This is a genomic window from Paraburkholderia caribensis, from assembly GCF_002902945.1.
Taxonomy (GTDB): Bacteria; Pseudomonadota; Gammaproteobacteria; order Burkholderiales; family Burkholderiaceae; genus Paraburkholderia; species Paraburkholderia caribensis.
The window spans coordinates 1942300-1959171 of sequence record NZ_CP026101.1 but is presented as its reverse complement, the minus strand read 5'-3'; the positions used below and the strand labels follow the sequence as shown (position 1 = coordinate 1959171).

Sequence of the window (16872 nt, the reverse complement as noted above, 5' to 3'; positions counted from 1 at the left end):
TCGTGTTATCTCCATCGGTTGGTTGTCAGCCGGGCAGGTTTATCCAGAACGTGCTTGGTGGGTACTTTTCCGAAATGAGGCCGATCAGTTCATCCCCGAGCCTCAAGGTTTTGAACAGAAGGTCCTGAAATCCCTCATAGAAGGCCAGCAATTCGGGTTGCGTGAGGTCATCGAAATTTCCGGCAAACATGGCATCGATGTCCTCAAGAAGCGAATTGACGCATGTATAGAAGACGGGTATGCGCTGAGCCACCGCGACGTGCAGCAAGCCTAGTTTATCGACGTTCTTGTTGTATAGCTCGACATAGTTTCGCTTCGCGCTGATCTTCATCGCCGTAAGGGGATGACCGGCACAGCCCGCCTGAACAGCCTGATTGATCAGATTGACGTATTTCCGCTCTTCGACGATCACAAGGATCGCGTTTATCCCACCTTGGAACGCATACGCCAGGTTGCGGGCCTCCCTTCTTTGTTTGAACGCCTCTGCACCAACCGTTGAGGCGAGCGACGTCGCAAGACTGATCGCACCGCCAACGAGTGCCCCCAAAAGCGCTGCATCGGCCATATTGATTTTCTCGTTTTGGTACCGCTTATTTTGCGTTCGGACATTTTCGAAGCTGTCTGGTTTTGCGTCTAATACTGAAGCATCCAACTAGGCTAAAAGCTGCTATCGCGCGCTTCAAAAACAGGCACGCATTAGACGGTCCGTTTCGAACGTCAATAATAGTGCGCTTCTCGGGCGAGTGGAACCCCGCATGGGGTACAAGGAGGCGATGCATCTAGAGGCGTTCATGCCGACAAGACTGCTTAGCCGTAGCACTAAGTTGTGAGGTGCCGCACACATAAGTAGGACCATCAACCTTTCATTTCGGTTTCGCGATTTCTATGATGACGGAGTCTGACCCAAGGGAGACACTTCACCAGACCTAAGGAGGAGTCATGCCATACACACCAAAGACACCGCTTTATCACGGGATTGCTCCACAGAATCTCGGCTACGTTAGCGATCACGACGAGTTCCTCAATGGCAACACGGAACCGTACGGGCACACGTTCGACGCCTACGACGCGGCCCAGAATCCGGGCGACTTCGTTGAAGCTTTTGCGGGTGTAGACGTAGTGAATAATCGTGAGGTCAGCCCGAACTCGCGACATAAGGGTGGCGCCACGAGGAGTATCGGGTTCCTCTCAAAGGAGGCGCTGGTTCCAGGAATGTTCAAGATTTATGTCTCTGTCGGGAGAGACAGTAACGGGATCGCGACCTCGGACGACGGCTTTCAGGGTGGACCAACCGAACCTTTCGGGTATGCACTACCTTAAGTTGTTCCGGTAGCGATGCATCGAGGTGTAGTGCGAAACGAATAACTCCCCGGGAATGGTGGGTTTTTCTGCCTTAGTTTGACAAATACTGTTCACATATACAGCATCTTGGACAGACGCAAACCTATATAACACGGTTGCCTTCCGCGAAAAGGCTGTATGCACACAGCCTTTTCGGACTTCGAATACAGGAGCGAGATTTACAGGGACTATTACGCGCCGATCTTCCGACGCGAAGACTTCCAGTTCCAGACGAGTCCGGCCTCGTTCGGTATCGTGCCGCGCCGGCACATCCCGCCCGGAGTAAAGCTATTCGACATGATGAACGCGCGCTCAGAGTCGGTCGAACAGAAGTGCAGCTTCAGCAGTGCATGGAAGAATTGAAGAATCTGCAGGTCTGCCTGATTCCGTGTCAGACGTTCTTCGAGCCGAACTGTAAGCGCAGCGGACGCGGGTGACCCATATCATCCCCGTACACTTTGCACATGTACATAGAGCGGTTTCGAGTAATCGCGCCGTGCGGGCGCCGCGGAGATCGCTTACACTCGCGCGTCAGGAATTTGGTGCGTGGTAGCCGCACCGGCACGGACCCGAGAGCTAAGAAAATAATGAAGGTTGCCGAATACAATGGGATGCGCATTGCAGTTTTGTCGCGCGATGAACACTGCCCGCCGCATGTGCATGTCGACGGAGGTGATTGGGCTGCAAGGTACACGTTTGCCTTTTGGCATAACGGGGTTCGGTTGTGGGATGCGGTCCCGAACACCGGCCGGGTAATGCGCCACGACGCCGGTATCGTTGCGGCGATCAAGGAGGCACTACCAGCCGTGAGGGCTAGGTGGGTAGACGTAATGAATGATATTTGCCTCGGCAATCAAGTCTGGGTAGAAAAGCGGCGAAACATCATACCGCCCGCTAAAGCGTTATTTGACGCAGGTGTGACGATTTATCACGGAACATACGACCGTGACCAGCGTCACACTGTCTTGCAACTGGCAGACGGAAACCAGGTTACCATCGCGTTATGAAATATTTTGCGGCGCTTGATGACGAACCGACAGACCTCGACGAAGATGTCGAGGAGAGGAACGATTTGTTCCTTTTCGGTAGAGGCTATCGCGCCAAGATAAATTTAGTGAAAGGCTATCGGCTCCATTGGGCTCCCCTTGGGACATGGGCCCAGAAGATAGCTGATGGGGTGACCTACATTCCCGAAGGCAGGGCCATCATGATTCACTTCGAAGATGGCACAAGCCGTACCGTGTCTGTAGACGAGATACATGAGTTGGCCGACGTGCCCGACGAAGATCTTTCGGGCATCGTGCTCACGTTCGCTGGCACAGGTCTCTCGCTGCTCGATCATGACGTCGACATTTCGATTGCAGGTTTATTACGGGAACTCGATGGATCGGATGGATCGGGTTCTGCGGGCTCGAAAACCGGTAGTAAAGGCCTGTGGAAGTACAACTAAGCCGATTCGCGTTTAAGTAAAGAAAGCCCCGCCGACGCGGGGCTTTCTTTTTTTGGTTTCTGCATAAATGTCGGTGAACGCAGGCGAAAGTTCGGAACGGTTCCCGGGAAACATGCATGAAACCGTAGGCAAAATAGGCTGCTTCGTTCCGAAGTTGTTTCTGCAGACCCTTATCCGGTAAGGATTCAAGCCGATTTGACTGCTGGATTGTGATTCCTGTCGTCGTGGGTTCGAGTCCCATCAGCCACCCCAGAGAATTCAGAAACGGCATTGCGAGAAATCGCAATGCCGTTTTTGTTTTGGCGACGCGCGGTCGTTCAAAAGAGAACGCACGCGCACCGGATCAATCGCAGACTCACCCCTTCCGCAAAGGCTTCAGCAACTCCTTCAAGCCGTTGTGATCGATCTCGTGCATCAACGCGAGCAGCCTGCCAATCTCGCCAGGCGGAAATCCTTCGCGCGCAAACCAGTTCAGATAGTGTCCCGGCAGATCGGCGATCACGCGCCCCTTGTATTTGCCGTAAGGCATCGTACGCGTCACGAGCAATTCAAACTGTTCGACATTCATCTCAAGTCCACCTGTTCAGCGCCGCGCATCTCACACCCGTTTCCGCCGATGATGTCCGCTCACATGCGCGCCCGCATCGCGTTCGAGCCCGAACACATCGAAGATCGCTACCAGTCCGACAACGGCCACCAACAGAAAAGCAATGCTGAAATCAGCCGGCGTCACCGACTGCGCTTCATGTCCATGCAGCCACGCTGCCACCCGCAGTGCGATCGCGCCGAGCGCGACGCCCATCCCCATCGTCATTTGCGACAGTGTGCTCGATAACGTCGATGCGCCGCTCATCTGCGGCTTCGGCACATCGGCGAACGCGAGCGTATTGACGGCTGTGAATTGCAGCGAGCGCGACAGGCCGCTCGCAAACAGCACGATAGCCATCGGCACGAGCGGCGTCGAAGCCGTCAGCAGACTCATCGCCGCAATGCTGATTGCCGCGAGCGCGCCATTCACGAGCAATACCGGACGAAAACCGAAGCGCCGCATCACCGGCGTCGTGACAAGTTTCATCGACAGGTTGCCGGCGAACACGATGAGCGTCAGCAGTCCCGAATGGAACGCGTTCATGCCGAAGCCGAGCTGAAACATCAGCGGCAGGAGAAACGGCACGGCGCTGATCGACACGCGAAACAGCGAGCCGCCGCCCATCGCGACCGCGAACGTCTTCACGCGAAACGCCGACAGATCGACCACAGGATGCGCGCTGCGGCGCAGATGGAAGAGGGCGCCGATGCCCGCGGCGAGGCCCGCCGCGAGGAACGCGAGCGCTTCGCGCCACGGCGCGTCCGAACGGCCGAGCAGTTCCATCGCATACATGATGGCCGTGCCCGCGACGCCGCACAACGCGAAGCCGATGCCGTCGAACGGACGCTTCTGCGACTCGCCTTCCGGGGCAATGAAGCGCCACGCGAGCGCGATGCCGAGCAACCCGAGCGGCACATTCAGATAGAAGATCCAGCGCCACGACGAGTAGGTCGTGATGAAGCCGCCGAGCGGCGGCCCGATCACGGGCGCGACGAGCCCGGGCCACGTGATGATGGAGATCGCGCGCATCAGGCCGTCCTTGGGCGTCGCGCGCAGGACGGCGAGCCGCCCGACGGGCACCATCATCGCGCCGCCGATGCCCTGCACGATACGCGCCGCCGTGAACTCGACGAGGCCGTTCGTCATCCCGCATGCGACCGACGATGCCGTGAACACCGCGAGCGCCGCTGTGAACACGTTGCGTACGCCGAAGCGGTCGGCGGCCCAGCCGCTGATCGGGATGAAGACGGCGAGCGTCAGCAGATACGACGTGATGCCGATGGAGAGATCGACGGCATGCACGTTGAACGACTGCGCCATCTGCGGCAGCGCGGTCGCGATGATCGTGCCGTCGAGGTTCTCCATGAAAAACGCCGCGGCCACGAGCGTCACGATCAGTGACTGCCGTCCGTTCGACGGGACGGATGACGTGGACGGCGTATCTGACATCGAGATGATTCTCCGAACGTTGTAAGCGCATCGAAACCGGCCACGTGCCTGACCCTGTGCCGACGCGGCCAGCCGCTATTCTAGCCACGCACGCAGTTTGCGCGGACATGGTAATTTCGCCTTTTCCCGATTGATCACCCGCAAGAACACGAACAGGAACCAGGCGATGGAATACCGCAGACTCGGCGATACGGATGTGAAGGTCAGCCTGATCGGTCTCGGCACGATGACGTGGGGCGAGCAGAACACGGAGCGCGACGCGCACGAGCAGATCGACTACGCGCTCGATCAGGGCGTCACGCTGATCGACGCCGCCGAGATGTACCCGGTGCCGCCGCGCCCGGAAACACAAGGCTTGACGGAGCGCTACATCGGCACGTGGATCGCGCAGCATCGCGGCATGCGCGACAAGATCGTGCTCGCGACGAAGATCGCGGGCCCGGCGCGTCAGCCGCACAACCCGCGTCACATTCGCGGCGAGGGCAACCAGTACGACCGCAAGAATCTCACCGAGGCGCTGCACGACAGTCTCAAGCGCCTGCAAACCGACCACGTCGATCTGTACCAGCTGCACTGGCCCGACCGCAGCACGATGACGTTCGGCCGCCCGGCGTATCCGTGGATCGACGATGCCTACACGGTCCCCATCGAAGAGACGCTCGGCGTGCTCGCGGAGTTCGTGAAGGAAGGGAAAGTGCGTCATATCGGCGTGTCGAACGAGACGCCCTGGGGTGTCGCGCAATTTCTGCGTGCGTCGGAGAAGCTCGGCTTGCCGCGCATCGTGTCGATCCAGAATCCGTACAGCCTGCTGAACCGCACGTTCGAAGCGGGGCTGTCGGAGTTCTCGCATCGCGAGCATGTCGGCCTGCTCGCGTATTCGCCGCTCGCGTTCGGCTGGCTATCGGGCAAATACGAAGGCGGCGTGCGTCCGGCGGGCGCGCGCATCACGCTGTTCGAGCGCTTCCAGCGCTACAGCAAGCCGCAAGCCGTGCGGGCAACGACGCGTTACGTCGAGCTGGCGAAGCGCCACGGCCTGTCGCCCGCGCAGTTCGCGCTCGCGTTCGTCAACAGCCGGCCGTTCCTGACGAGCAACCTGATCGGCGCGACCTCGCTGGATCAGCTGAAAGAGAACATCGCGAGCGTCAATGTGAAGCTGCCGCCGGAAGCGCTGGCCGAAATCGACGCGCTGCACGAATTGCAGCCGAACCCCGCGCCCTGAGCGGCTCGCCGCGCGCCGCGACGCAAGGGTAGCGGTGCGCAGGCGGCAAATGCACGAACGCACCTGACGCCGCGCTCGACAGTATGCGGGCGCGGATATTAGCCGCCCGTCACGCGGCTTTCGCCCCCACTTTTTGCGATCCCGTTCGATCCGTGTACAGTGACCGGTGCCGCGTGCCGAGGCGCAAGCCGGACGGTACGCGAACCCGCGCATGCCGTACAAGCTGCAACGTAGTCAACAACACAACGACCGCCCTCCCCGACGATGAACGCCACGCGTCCCACCTCTTCGTCCGCTGCCCCGACCTGGCCGATTTTCGTGCTGCTCGCCATCGCAGGACTTTTCTATGTCAAATGGTTTCCGTATTACAACCGCGCCTTCACGGCGGCGTCGACGCATTCGATCGGCGCGTCGATCCTGATGGGCAAGGCGGAGAGTCCGCCCGCGCCGTCGTGGAACGCGGCGCTGGCCTACGCGCTCGCGTACGGCAAGGCGATCTGGCAGGCGATGGTGCTCGGCCTGCTGCTCGGCTCGGCCGTGCAGGCGCTGCTGCCCGCGCACTGGGTCGCGCGGCTGCTCGGCAAGACGGGCTTCGGCAGCGTCGCGGCGGGCGGCCTGCTCGCGTTGCCGGGCATGATGTGCACGTGCTGCGCGGCGCCCGTCGTGGCGGGACTGCGTGCGCGCCAGGCTTCGCCGGGCGGCGCGATCGCGTTCTGGCTCGGCAACTCGGTCCTCAATCCGGCGACGCTCGTGTTCATGGGCTTCGTGCTCGGTTGGCACTGGGCCGGGCTGCGGCTCGTGCTCGGCATCGCGATGGTGTTCGGCCTCGGCTATCTGGCGAACCGGCTCGTGACACCGACGGAAGCGCAAGCGGCCGACGCGCGCCTCGTCGAACTGATCGGCGAGCAGCGTGACGGCAATCCGTTCGCGCGCTGGCTGTCGATCTTCGCGCGCATGGCCGTGCGTCTCGTGCCGGAATACATCGTGCTGGTGCTGCTGCTCGGGGCGGCGCGCGCGTGGCTCTTTCCGCAAGTCGGGCCGGAGATCGGCAACGACATCGTATGGATCGTCGCGCTGGCCGTCGCGGGCATGCTGTTCGTGATTCCGACGGCAGGCGAGGTACCCATCGTTCAGGCGATGCTGTCGCTCGGCATGGGCGTCGGCCCCGCGGGCGCGCTGCTGATGACGCTGCCGCCCATCAGCGTGCCGTCGCTGGCGATGCTCGCGCGCTCGTTCCGGCCGGGCGTGCTGACCGTCGTCGCTGTCGGCGTGGTCGCGTTCGGCGTGCTGGCGGGCCTGCTCGCCGTGGCGCTCGGCTTCTGAGCAAGCGCGCATAATCAAAACGCGGCGTCGCGGCGGCGAATCTCGTCCTACACTGGGAGGCAAGCGCGCGGTTGCGTCTGTCGCCCGGTTGCGCGGCGTTGCCTTGTTGCATTGCAAGACGCAGGCGGACGGACGCAAATGCTACGATGGCGCCCGTTCATGCTGCCAACGCGGCGCAAAACAGGACGAATCATTCAGCTGCACAAAACGGCGTGCAAGCGCCAACCAGTTAAATTCAGGACATCGCATGGCCCAACAAAAGACCAATCCGAAACTCGAGCAGGCGCTGACGCGCGGGGATCTCGCCATCCGTCAGGCCAATTCGGCGCGCGCAACGGCCGTGCTGCGTGCATTGGGCAAGATGATCGTCGACGCATCGGCGACGATCGGCGTCGAAGCGCATACGTCGATTCCCGATGGCGACCGCATTTACGATCCCGTCGACGGCATGTGGCCGCAGGCGCTGCTCGTTTCGCTCGATGGCCCCGTCGAGGAAGCCGACCCGGAAGAGTTGCGCACGATCCGTTTGCGCTCCGACGATCCGGGCACGATGTTCCGCGTCGAATGGCATCGCGCGGATGGCAAGATCGGCCGCCAGGAAGGCGGGCCGTTCGCGACGGTCGAGTTCATCTCGGACGTCGACGTGCCGTGGTCGGACGACGAAGAGTGATCTGATTCGATTATCGTGGGGGCGCCGCCGCGCAGGAAGCTGCGCGCGGCGCCCTCAGCGCATCATGCGGCGGCGGAACAGCACCGCCGACAGACAGAACGGCACCACCACATACGCGGCCAGCACGGCCACGTGCAGCGCCGCGTCGTTCATCGGACGGTCCAACAGCGCCGGACGGATCAGGTCCACCGTGTGCGCCAGCGGCAGCAATTGCGCGGCGAACTGCGCAGCGGGCGGCAATTGCGACAGCGGAAAGAACACGCCCGAGAGCAGCAGCATCGGCGTGAGCACCAGCGTCTGATAGAACATGAAGAAATCGTACGAGGGCGCGAGCGCCGTCACGATCATCGCCGTGCTCGCAAACGCAAGGCCCGCCAGCACGATGACGGGCAGCGCGATGAGCATCGACGGAAAGCTGGCATAGCCGAGTGCGCCCGCCACGATCATGATGGCGGCGCCCGACAGCACGGCCTTGCTGCCTGCCCACACGACTTCGCCGAGGACGATGTCGCCGAGTGTGAGCGGCGTGTGCATGATGGCCTCCCAGGTGCGCTGCACGTGCATCCGCGAAAAGCCCGAATACATCGACTCGAAGCTCGCCGACATCATCACGCTCGACGCCACCGTGCCCGCCGCGAGGAACGAGATATACGAGACGCCGTCGACATGTCCGACCATCAGCCCGAGGCCGAAGCCGAGCCCGAACAGATAGATCATCGGATCGGCGAGATTGCCGAACATCGACGCGAGCGCGAGTTTGCGCCATACCAGATAGTTGCGCCGCCAGACGGCAATCCAGTTGACGGCGTTCGCGGGCAACGCGGCGAAGCGCTTGCCGAAGCGCCCGTGTGACGCGGCGTGCTCGGGGGTGTCGTAGGTGCGTAAGTCCATGTGTGCTGTGCGCCCGGTATCGTTGGCGAATGTGTGCGTGCCCGTCAGTCCTGCATTTCGCGGCCGGTCAGGCGAAGGAATACGTCTTCGAGATTCGCCGGCCGGTGCAGGTAGCGCAGCCCCGCGCGCTGCTTCAAGCGCGCGTGAACCGGTTGCGGGTCGTCGACATAACAGAAGAGCGTCTCGCCGCTGATCTCGGTGCGTACCGACAGCGGCGCCAGTTCGTCGCGCAGCCTGACGGGATCGGGGCCGTACACTTCGATCACGTCGCAGCCTATTTCCGAAGCGATCAATTCATTCGGCGCGCCTTCCGCGATCTTGCGTCCTTCCTCGATCACGCACAGCCGGTGGCACAGACGTTCGGCCTCTTCCATGAAGTGTGTGGTCAGCAGAATCGTCTTGCCCCGCGCGAGCAGCGAGCGCAGGCGCTCCCAGATCAGATGGCGCGCCTGTGGATCGAGACCCGTGGTCGGCTCGTCCATGATGAGCACGTCGGGGTCGTTGATGAGCGCGCGCGCGAGCGTGAGCCGCCGCTTCATTCCGCCCGACAACTCGCCCACGCGCGCATCAGCCTTGCTTTCGAGGCGCGCGAATTCGAGCAGCGTGGGCACCATTGCGCGGCACTGCGCGGCGGACAGGCCGAAGTAGCGGCCGAACACCAGCAGGTTTTCGCGGACCGTGAAATCGGGATCGAGATTGTCGAACTGCGGCACGACGCCGACGCGCGCCCGCGCAAAGCGCGAGCGCAATGGAATCGGTTCGCCGCACAGCCGGATGCTGCCTGCATCGGGTGCCGCAATGCCGAGCAGCATGCGCAGCGTCGTGGTCTTGCCCGCGCCATTGGGACCGAGCAGTCCGAAGCATTCGCCCGGGCGCACATGAAACGACAAGCCGTCGACGACAGTTTTCTCGCCGTAGCGCTTTTCGACCTGATGAAATTCGATTGCAGCTTCAGACATACGAAGAAGGATGCTCCCTGAATAGGTGCCTGTTGGGTGCAAAGCGGAGGCGGCTGCCTATTCTAGGGCATCGTGCGCACCGCGTTTGGCGCATGAATGCGCATCGCTGGCGATTGCATGCACGATCTTGCACCGCGTCATGGCTGAGTGCGCGGCTCACCGCACTTAGCGTTTTCCATCCCTTGCGTGTCGAATTGCGGCGCACCATGATTCAGATGAGACCGCGATAGTCGCGGGCAAGGGGGAAGCGAAATGGCGAGCTACAACAAGATTCTGCTGTGCTACGACGGCTCGCGTGAAGGCCGCAAGGCATTGCGTTGCGGCGCGAATCTGGCGCTCGATCTGGGCGCGGAGACGCATTTGCTGTCGGTGGTCGACATGCGTTCGAGCATCGCGCAAAGCGCAGGCCTGCTGACGGACGTCGCATGCGGCAGCTTCGAAAAAACCGCGCGTGAAATCCTGCAGGAGGGCGTCGACTGGCTCACGGAACGTGGCGTGAAGGCGACGGGGCATTTCGCGTTCGGCCATCCCATCGACGAAATTGCGTCGCTAGCGAACGAGTTGCACGCCGATCTCGTGGTGGTCGGGCATCGCTGCCGCACGGGACTGTCGCGCTGGTGGATGGGCGCGGGTAATACGCCGCTGCTGGACCGCGTGTCGTGCAGCATTCTGGTCGCGTGTTCGTCGGCGGCTGAAGAGGAGCAGGCGGCTGCCTGACACAGCCGCCTGATGGCGAGCAGCGATGTGATGGCGCGTCAGCCGTTCAGATCGACGGCTGACAGCTTCCACGTGAACAGTCCCTGGCGACGGAAGATCGCCGCATAGCGCGTGTCGCCGACACCGTGCTGATAGCTCACGACGAATTCGTTGACGCCGCGATATCCCGCCGTGGTTTGCGGCGGCTGCGGCGGCGTCTTGCTGTTGGCGTTAGCCTGGCCCGCTGCGGGCGGCGGCGTTTGCGGCGGGTTGTCTGTCTGCGCGGCCGGCGGCGGAGGCGGGCGCTCGCCCGGTTCGCCGCGCGGCGGCATACCGTTGAGCAACGCGGCGACACCGTCCGGCGTCGCATAGGCATCGACAAGCGGACCAATCAATGCAACACCGATCATCGCGCCAATCGCCGCGAGCGGATTGCCGTTGTGCTGCACGTCGAGCCGCCGCGTCAGCAACCCTGTGACCTGTAGCTTGAGACTGTCGCGTAGCGCCGGGTAGTCGACGTACGCATTGACCGTTTCGACATCGCGGGAATCGGCGGCGCGTTTGAGCCGGTCGAGCGCGATATACGGCGATGCGTACGCATAACCCAGGGCCGCCACGACGACGATCGCGATCAACGCGATCAGAATTGGCCGACCCACGCGGCCTTGCATCCGTACCAGACCTGCCATTGTGCGGAACGCTCCGTTTTCAGTATCGATCAGGTGTGGACCCGATCGGCACCGAAACGATCCCGCGAGTTTGCAAGCAAGCGTTTCACCGCTTCGATATCAGACGCAAGCGGCGCGCTCACGCGGCCTGCTGGGTCAGTTGATCGCCTTGCTCGGCAATGGCGCGATCGATCATGTTGCAGACAGCGTCTACGGTGCCGACCATGATGAGCCGCGACGGCCCGTGGTAGACCCGGACGGGTGCGCGCCGTGCCGGTTCCGCATTGAGGCCCGAGTTCAGCGACACGCGAGCGAACGCCGGTTGCGCGGACGGCAACGACTGAGGTTCGTCATCGAACAGCGATGCCGTGCGGCCCGCGACATTCGACGCAAGCGCCGTCAGCGAACCACAAGGGACAAGCTCGCGCAGATGGCGCAGACGACCGAACTGGCGAAAGGGCAGCAAGCGGGCAAGGCGTTCCATGAGTCTCTCCAGACAGTGTTCAGCTAATTAGAATTCCGTCGGCCGGATCAACCCGACCGCGATGCCTTCCAGCGCGAACTCCGCGCTGCCGGCCTGAACAAAAATGTTTTCGTAATCGGGGTTCTCGGCGATCAACTCGATGCCGTTGGGCCGGCGCTTCAGGCGCTTCACGGTCACGTCGTCACCCAGACGCGCGATGATGATCTGGCCGTCTTTTGCTTCGCTCTTTTTCTGCACGGCGAGCAGGTCACCGTCGAAGATGCCCGCGTCGCGCATCGACAGCCCGCGCACCTTCAGCAGGTAGTCGGGCTTGCTCGAGAACAGCGACGGGTCGCAGGTGTAAGTCTGCGAGATGTGTTCTTGCGCGAGGATCGGGCTACCGGCTGCCACGCGGCCCACGAGCGGCAGCGACAACTGCATGATGCTCGCGTGCGGCAGCGTGAACTGGTGCGGGGAATCGTCCTGGCCCGCGAGCAGGCGGATGCCGCGCGACGCGCCCGCCGCAAGCTCGATCACGCCCTTGCGCGCCAGCGCTCTCAGGTGCTCTTCCGCCGAGTTCGCCGAGCTGAAGCCGAGTTCGGCGGCGATCTCGGCCCGCGTGGGCGGGAAGCCCGTGCGCTCGATGGCGCGGCGGATCAGTTCGAAAACCTGTTGCTGACGTGCGGTGAGTTTGGTCATGGCGCCACTGTATGGATAGACAGGTGACTGTATTTTTATACAGTATCCGGCGCATTTCAAGCTTTACTTTAAGTTCGTCGCTGCGGGTGTCGTGTGAACGTCGAAAGACGGCGCTGAAGCGGCGAAATGGACGTGCTCGCGGAGGCAAATCATTCCTTTACCACTATTGCGTATTAAAAAATGAAGAAACATTATTTTTAATGATGAAGCCGCCTGGATAGACTGGCCTCCGTTGATGCAGCAGCAACGCCCGCGCAGCGGCAGAGGCGCTTGCCGCTTGCGCAGCAGCGAATCGCGGCAATCAGCGGAAAACAGGCAGTCACACCAACAAGACGGAGAAGGTCGATGGGCATTCGGATCACGGGGTTGGCAGAAGCACGGAAGGCAACGCGCGGCAGCGCGAAGCGGTTGGTCGCAGCGCTCGCACTGGGCGCCGCGTCGGCGGTCGGGATGATCGCGCAGGCGCACGCGGACACGACGCTGCTGAACGTTTCCTACGATCCGACCCGCGAGCTCTATCAGGACGTCAATCAGGCGTTCGGCAAGGAATGGAAGGCGAAGACGGGTGAATCGGTCACCTTCAAGCAGTCGCATGGCGGCTCCGGCGCGCAGGCGCGTTCGGTGCTGGATGGCCTGCAGGCCGACGTCGTGACGCTCGCGCTCGCTTACGACATCGACGCGCTCGCCAACAAGGGCCTCGTCAACAAGGACTGGCAGAAGCGCCTGCCCGACAACGCGTCGCCGTACACGTCGACGATCGTGTTCCTCGTGCGCAAGGGCAACCCGAAGCACATCAAGGATTGGGACGATCTGGTGAAGCCGGGCGTGTCGATCGTGACACCGAACCCGAAGACGTCGGGCGGCGCGCGCTGGAACTATCTGGCGGCATGGGCGTACGCGGCGCATCTGCCGGGCGGCAACGACCAGAAGGCCAAGGAATTCGTGTCGAAGCTCTATAAGAACGCGGGCGTGCTCGACTCCGGCGCGCGTGGCGCGACGACGAGCTTCGTGCAGCGCGGCATCGGCGACGTGCTGATCGCATGGGAAAACGAGGCGTTCCTGTCGGTGAAGGAATTCGGCACCGACAAGTTCGAGATCGTCGTGCCGTCGGCGAGCATTCTGGCCGAGCCGCCCGTCGCCGTGGTGGACAAGGTGGTCGACAAGCACGGCTCGCGCAAGCTCGCCGACGCGTATCTGAACTTCCTCTACAGCGAGGAAGGTCAGGAGATCGCCGCGAAGAACTTCTACCGTCCGCGTTCGAACAAGGTACCGGCAGCGCTGACCGAGAAGTTTCCGAAGCTGAAGCTGTACACGGTCGACGATTCGTTCGGCGGCTGGACGAATGCGCAGAAGACGCACTTTGCCGATGGCGGCGTGTTCGATTCGATCTACCAGCCGCAGTGAAACCACACAGCGGCCATGTTTGAACAAAGGCGCGCCTTCGGGCGCGCTTTCGGCAATGGTGCGACGGCACGCGTTGCAACGCATAACACCTGAAAGAGCTTTCGCATGACGACGTTGACCTTTCGCAAGCCGAGCGCGATACCGGGCTTCGGCCTGACGCTCGGCATCACGCTGGCGTATCTGAGCCTCGTGGTGCTGATCCCGCTCGCGGCCACTTTTCTCAAGACGGCCACGCTCGACTGGAGCCAGTTCGTGCGCGCCGTCACGTCGCCACGCGTGCTCGCGTCGTACCGGCTGACGTTTTTCTCGGCGCTAGGCGGCGCGCTGATCAACGCGGTGTTCGGCTTTCTGGTCGCCTGGGTGCTGGTGCGCTACAAGTTTCCGTTCAAGCGCCTAGTCGACGCGGTCGTCGATCTGCCGTTTGCGCTGCCTACCTCGGTCGCCGGCATCTCGCTCGCGGCGATCTATTCCGGCAATGGCTGGGTCGGCCAGTTTCTCGAACCGCTCGGCATCAAGATCGCGTTCACGCCGGCGGGCGTGCTGGTTGCGCTGACCTTCATCGGCTTGCCGTTCGTCGTGCGGACCGTGCAGCCCGTGCTCGAAGAGTTCGAGCGCGAGCAGGAAGAGGCGGCTGCGTGCCTGGGCGCGTCGCGCTGGCTGACGTTCCGGCGCGTCGTGTTTCCCAGCGTGTTTCCCGCGCTGCTGACGGGTTTTGCGTTGGCGTTCGCGCGCGCCCTGGGCGAATACGGCTCGGTGATCTTCATCGCGGGCAACGTGCCGATGAAGTCGGAGATCACGTCGCTGCTCATCATCACCAAGCTCGAACAATACGATTACGCGGGTGCGACGGCGCTGGCTGTCGTGATGCTGGTGGTGTCGTTCCTGATGCTGCTGCTGATCAACACGCTGCAGTGGTATCTGCAGCGGCGCACGACGCGCGGCCGCACGGCGCCTGCCGTGCCCGCGGTGTCGTCGGCTGCGCTGACGGGAGGTGCGCAATGAGCCAGGATACCGTCGTGCTTTCCGGCTCGGGCGCAGGCAACGCCAACGCCGTGCGCCGCCCCGACCCGGTGACCGAACCGCGCGCCGTGCGCTGGATACTGACGGGCATCGCGCTGCTGTTTCTCGCGCTGTTCCTCGCGCTGCCGCTCGTTGCCGTGTTTTATCAGGCGCTCAGCAAGGGCGTGGCGTTCTACTTCGAGTCGCTCGCCGATCCCGACGCCGTTTCCGCGATCAAGCTGACGCTGCTGACGGCCGCGATCGCGGTGCCGCTGAATCTCGTGTTCGGTCTTGCCGCATCGTGGTGTATCGCCAAGTTCGAGTTCCGCGGCAAGGCGCTGCTGACAACATTGATCGACCTGCCGTTCTCGGTGTCGCCCGTGATCTCGGGTCTGATCTACGTGCTGATGTTCGGTGCGCAGGGCTGGTTCGGACCGTGGCTCGCCGATCACAACGTGCAGATCATCTTCGCGGTGCCGGGCATCGTGCTCGCGACGATCTTCGTCACGTTCCCGTTCGTCGCACGCGAGCTGATTCCGCTGATGCAGGCGCAAGGTAACGACGAGGAAGAGGCGGCGCACGTGCTCGGCGCGTCGGGCTGGCAGATTTTCCGGCGCGTCACGCTGCCGAACGTCAAATGGGGTCTGCTGTATGGCGTGATCCTGTGCAACGCGCGGGCGATGGGCGAGTTCGGCGCGGTGTCGGTGGTGTCGGGCCACATCCGGGGACAGACGGACACGATGCCGCTGCACGTCGAGATTCTCTACAACGAATATAACTTTTCGGCGGCCTTCGCCGTGGCGTCGGTGCTCGCGTTGCTCGCGCTCGTCACGCTCGGCCTGAAGCTGCTCGCCGAGCGCCACATGTCGGCGGAACTGGCGAGCGCGCGCGACGTGCCTGCGCATGCCGGTCCCGTCAGCAAGCCGTCCACGCAGTCGACCAATACCGCCGCACAATCGGTCCAGTAAGGAGAGTTGTCAAAGATGGGCATCACCGTACGCAATCTGCAAAAGCGCTTTGGCGACTTCACCGCGCTCGACAACGTCTCGCTCGATTTTCCGCCGGGCGAGCTCGTCGCGCTGCTTGGACCCTCGGGCTGTGGCAAGACCACCTTGCTGCGCGTGATCGCGGGCCTCGAATACGCGGACGCCGGCCAGGTCGTGCTGCAAGGCCAGGATGTCGCAGAAGTGGGCGCGCGCGAGCGCAACGTCGGCTTCGTGTTCCAGCATTACGCGCTGTTCCGTCACATGACGGTGTTCGAGAACGTTGCGTTCGGCCTGCGCGTGAAGCCGCGTAAAGAGCGCCCGTCCGAAGCCGTGATCCGCGAGAAGGTGCACGAACTGCTGAAGCTCGTGCAGCTCGACTGGCTCGCGCAACGCTATCCGTCGGAACTGTCGGGCGGCCAGCGGCAGCGTATCGCGCTGGCGCGCGCATTGGCCGTCGAGCCCAAAGTGCTGCTGCTCGACGAGCCGTTCGGCGCGCTCGACGCGAAGGTGCGCAAGGAACTGCGCAGCTGGCTGCGCCGCCTGCACGACGACCTGCATATTTCGACGATCTTCGTCACGCATGACCAGGAAGAAGCGCTCGAAGTCGCGGACCGCATCGTCGTGCTGAATCACGGGCACGTCGAGCAGGTGGGCAGCCCGCAGGACGTCTACGATCATCCGCAGACCTCGTTTGTCTATGAGTTTCTCGGCGCGGCGAACCGGCTGCATGGCAGCGTCGACGGCAAGGGTTTTGTCGTCGATGGCGCCGCGCAGCCGATCGCGATCGAAGCGAACTTCCAGGGCCCGGCGTTCGCCTATGTGCGCCCGCACGATCTCGTGCTGTACCCGCAGGCGTCGGGGCATCGCGACGGCATCGTCGTCGGCGTGCGGCGCGTGGTGCCGCTCGGCGGCTCGGTGCGTGTCGAGCTGGAAGGGCGTGCAGGTCACGTGCTCGAAGCGGAACTGGATCGCGAGGCATGGCGCGAGTTGCAGCTCGCTGTCGGCGACGGCGTGACGGCCGTGCCGCGCGCGTTGCGTGTCTTCCCTGCGCATTGAAAGGCGCGCC

At 62.6% G+C, this 16872-nt stretch carries 20 protein-coding genes; 12 read left to right on the top strand and 8 right to left on the bottom strand.

All coding sequences use genetic code 11. The annotated features are described in order from the left end of the window. Positions 1-25 precede the first annotated feature (25 nt). On the bottom strand, positions 26-565 hold the full coding sequence (locus C2L66_RS08700) for a hypothetical protein (protein ID WP_060600639.1): 540 nt from the start codon (positions 563-565) through the stop codon (positions 26-28). Positions 566-939: 374 nt separating this feature from the next. Here C2L66_RS08700 and C2L66_RS08695 point away from each other — a divergent pair, with 374 nt between their 5' ends. The 4 genes from C2L66_RS08695 to C2L66_RS08680 all read left to right on the top strand — a co-directional run bounded on the left by C2L66_RS08695 (position 940) and on the right by C2L66_RS08680 (position 2791). Continuing rightward, complete coding sequence (locus tag C2L66_RS08695; RefSeq protein WP_060600643.1) at positions 940-1320, top strand: hypothetical protein; 381 nt, start codon at positions 940-942, stop codon at positions 1318-1320. 159 nt (positions 1321-1479) lie between these two features. After that, the gene (locus C2L66_RS08690) at positions 1480-1704 is read left to right on the top strand and encodes an SOS response-associated peptidase family protein (RefSeq protein WP_176056859.1); all 225 of its coding nucleotides are present in this window, start codon (positions 1480-1482) and stop codon (positions 1702-1704) included. 224 nt (positions 1705-1928) lie between these two features. Beyond that, entirely contained in the window at positions 1929-2348 is a 420-nt protein-coding gene (locus tag C2L66_RS08685) for a DUF4160 domain-containing protein (RefSeq protein WP_148654578.1), read from the top strand. Further along, a complete protein-coding gene (locus tag C2L66_RS08680; RefSeq protein WP_060600649.1) occupies positions 2345-2791 on the top strand; it encodes a DUF2442 domain-containing protein in 447 nt (148 codons plus the stop codon). The genes C2L66_RS08685 and C2L66_RS08680 overlap by 4 nt, the downstream gene beginning before the upstream one ends. A gap of 355 nt (positions 2792-3146) precedes the next feature. On the opposite strand, the gene C2L66_RS08675 is transcribed toward C2L66_RS08680, so the two are convergent. Together C2L66_RS08675 and C2L66_RS08670 are read right to left on the bottom strand one after the other, a co-directional pair. Then, on the bottom strand, positions 3147-3359 hold the full coding sequence (locus C2L66_RS08675) for a DUF3820 family protein (protein WP_007588014.1): 213 nt from the start codon (positions 3357-3359) through the stop codon (positions 3147-3149). A gap of 30 nt (positions 3360-3389) precedes the next feature. Beyond that, positions 3390-4829: an MFS transporter gene (locus C2L66_RS08670; protein ID WP_060600652.1), complete on the bottom strand. Its 1440-nt coding sequence runs from the start codon at positions 4827-4829 to the stop codon at positions 3390-3392. A gap of 166 nt (positions 4830-4995) precedes the next feature. On the opposite strand from C2L66_RS08670, the gene C2L66_RS08665 reads away from it, so the two are divergent. The 3 genes from C2L66_RS08665 (at position 4996) to C2L66_RS08655 (ending at position 8041) form a co-directional block, all read left to right on the top strand. Next, complete coding sequence (locus tag C2L66_RS08665) at positions 4996-6048, top strand: NADP(H)-dependent aldo-keto reductase (protein WP_060602644.1); 1053 nt, start codon at positions 4996-4998, stop codon at positions 6046-6048. A gap of 264 nt (positions 6049-6312) precedes the next feature. Beyond that, positions 6313-7371, top strand: a complete 1059-nt coding sequence (locus tag C2L66_RS08660) for a permease (RefSeq protein WP_060600655.1) — start codon at positions 6313-6315, stop codon at positions 7369-7371. A 247-nt stretch (positions 7372-7618) separates the two neighbouring features. Then, positions 7619-8041, top strand: coding sequence for a hypothetical protein (locus C2L66_RS08655; RefSeq protein ID WP_054930351.1), 423 nt, complete (start codon positions 7619-7621; stop codon positions 8039-8041). Positions 8042-8095: 54 nt separating this feature from the next. Here the strand turns inward: C2L66_RS08655 and C2L66_RS08650 are convergent, their stop codons facing one another. Continuing rightward, positions 8096-8932, bottom strand: coding sequence for an ABC transporter permease (locus C2L66_RS08650; protein WP_060600658.1), 837 nt, complete (start codon positions 8930-8932; stop codon positions 8096-8098). A gap of 44 nt (positions 8933-8976) precedes the next feature. After that, positions 8977-9891, bottom strand: a complete 915-nt coding sequence (gene nodI / locus C2L66_RS08645) for a nodulation factor ABC transporter ATP-binding protein NodI (RefSeq protein WP_060600659.1) — start codon at positions 9889-9891, stop codon at positions 8977-8979. 252 nt (positions 9892-10143) lie between these two features. On the opposite strand from nodI, the gene C2L66_RS08635 reads away from it, so the two are divergent. Next, the gene (locus C2L66_RS08635; protein WP_036004912.1) at positions 10144-10608 is read left to right on the top strand and encodes a universal stress protein; all 465 of its coding nucleotides are present in this window, start codon (positions 10144-10146) and stop codon (positions 10606-10608) included. 38 nt (positions 10609-10646) lie between these two features. Here the strand turns inward: C2L66_RS08635 and C2L66_RS08630 are convergent, their stop codons facing one another. The 3 genes from C2L66_RS08630 to lexA all read right to left on the bottom strand — a co-directional run bounded on the left by C2L66_RS08630 (position 10647) and on the right by lexA (position 12417). Beyond that, positions 10647-11276: a DUF2939 domain-containing protein gene (locus tag C2L66_RS08630; RefSeq protein WP_060600662.1), complete on the bottom strand. Its 630-nt coding sequence runs from the start codon at positions 11274-11276 to the stop codon at positions 10647-10649. A 118-nt stretch (positions 11277-11394) separates the two neighbouring features. Continuing rightward, positions 11395-11739 carry a hypothetical protein gene (locus C2L66_RS41200; protein WP_054930355.1) on the bottom strand — a complete coding sequence of 115 codons (345 nt, stop codon included), beginning with the start codon at positions 11737-11739 and terminating at the stop codon, positions 11395-11397. Between the two features lie 27 nt (positions 11740-11766). Further along, positions 11767-12417, bottom strand: coding sequence for a transcriptional repressor LexA (gene lexA / locus C2L66_RS08620; protein ID WP_007587989.1), 651 nt, complete (start codon positions 12415-12417; stop codon positions 11767-11769). 345 nt (positions 12418-12762) lie between these two features. Between lexA and C2L66_RS08615 the strand changes: the two genes are divergently transcribed. From C2L66_RS08615 to C2L66_RS08600, 4 genes are all read left to right on the top strand, one after another. After that, positions 12763-13821 carry a sulfate ABC transporter substrate-binding protein gene (locus C2L66_RS08615; RefSeq protein ID WP_060600665.1) on the top strand — a complete coding sequence of 353 codons (1059 nt, stop codon included), beginning with the start codon at positions 12763-12765 and terminating at the stop codon, positions 13819-13821. Between the two features lie 105 nt (positions 13822-13926). Further along, the gene (cysT, locus tag C2L66_RS08610) at positions 13927-14823 is read left to right on the top strand and encodes a sulfate ABC transporter permease subunit CysT (protein WP_060600668.1); all 897 of its coding nucleotides are present in this window, start codon (positions 13927-13929) and stop codon (positions 14821-14823) included. Then, entirely contained in the window at positions 14820-15788 is a 969-nt protein-coding gene (gene cysW / locus C2L66_RS08605; protein WP_054930358.1) for a sulfate ABC transporter permease subunit CysW, read from the top strand. Before cysT ends, cysW begins: the two co-directional genes overlap by 4 nt. 15 nt (positions 15789-15803) lie before the next feature. Further along, complete coding sequence (locus C2L66_RS08600; protein WP_036004929.1) at positions 15804-16862, top strand: sulfate/molybdate ABC transporter ATP-binding protein; 1059 nt, start codon at positions 15804-15806, stop codon at positions 16860-16862. The last annotated feature ends 10 nt before the right edge of the window (positions 16863-16872 follow it).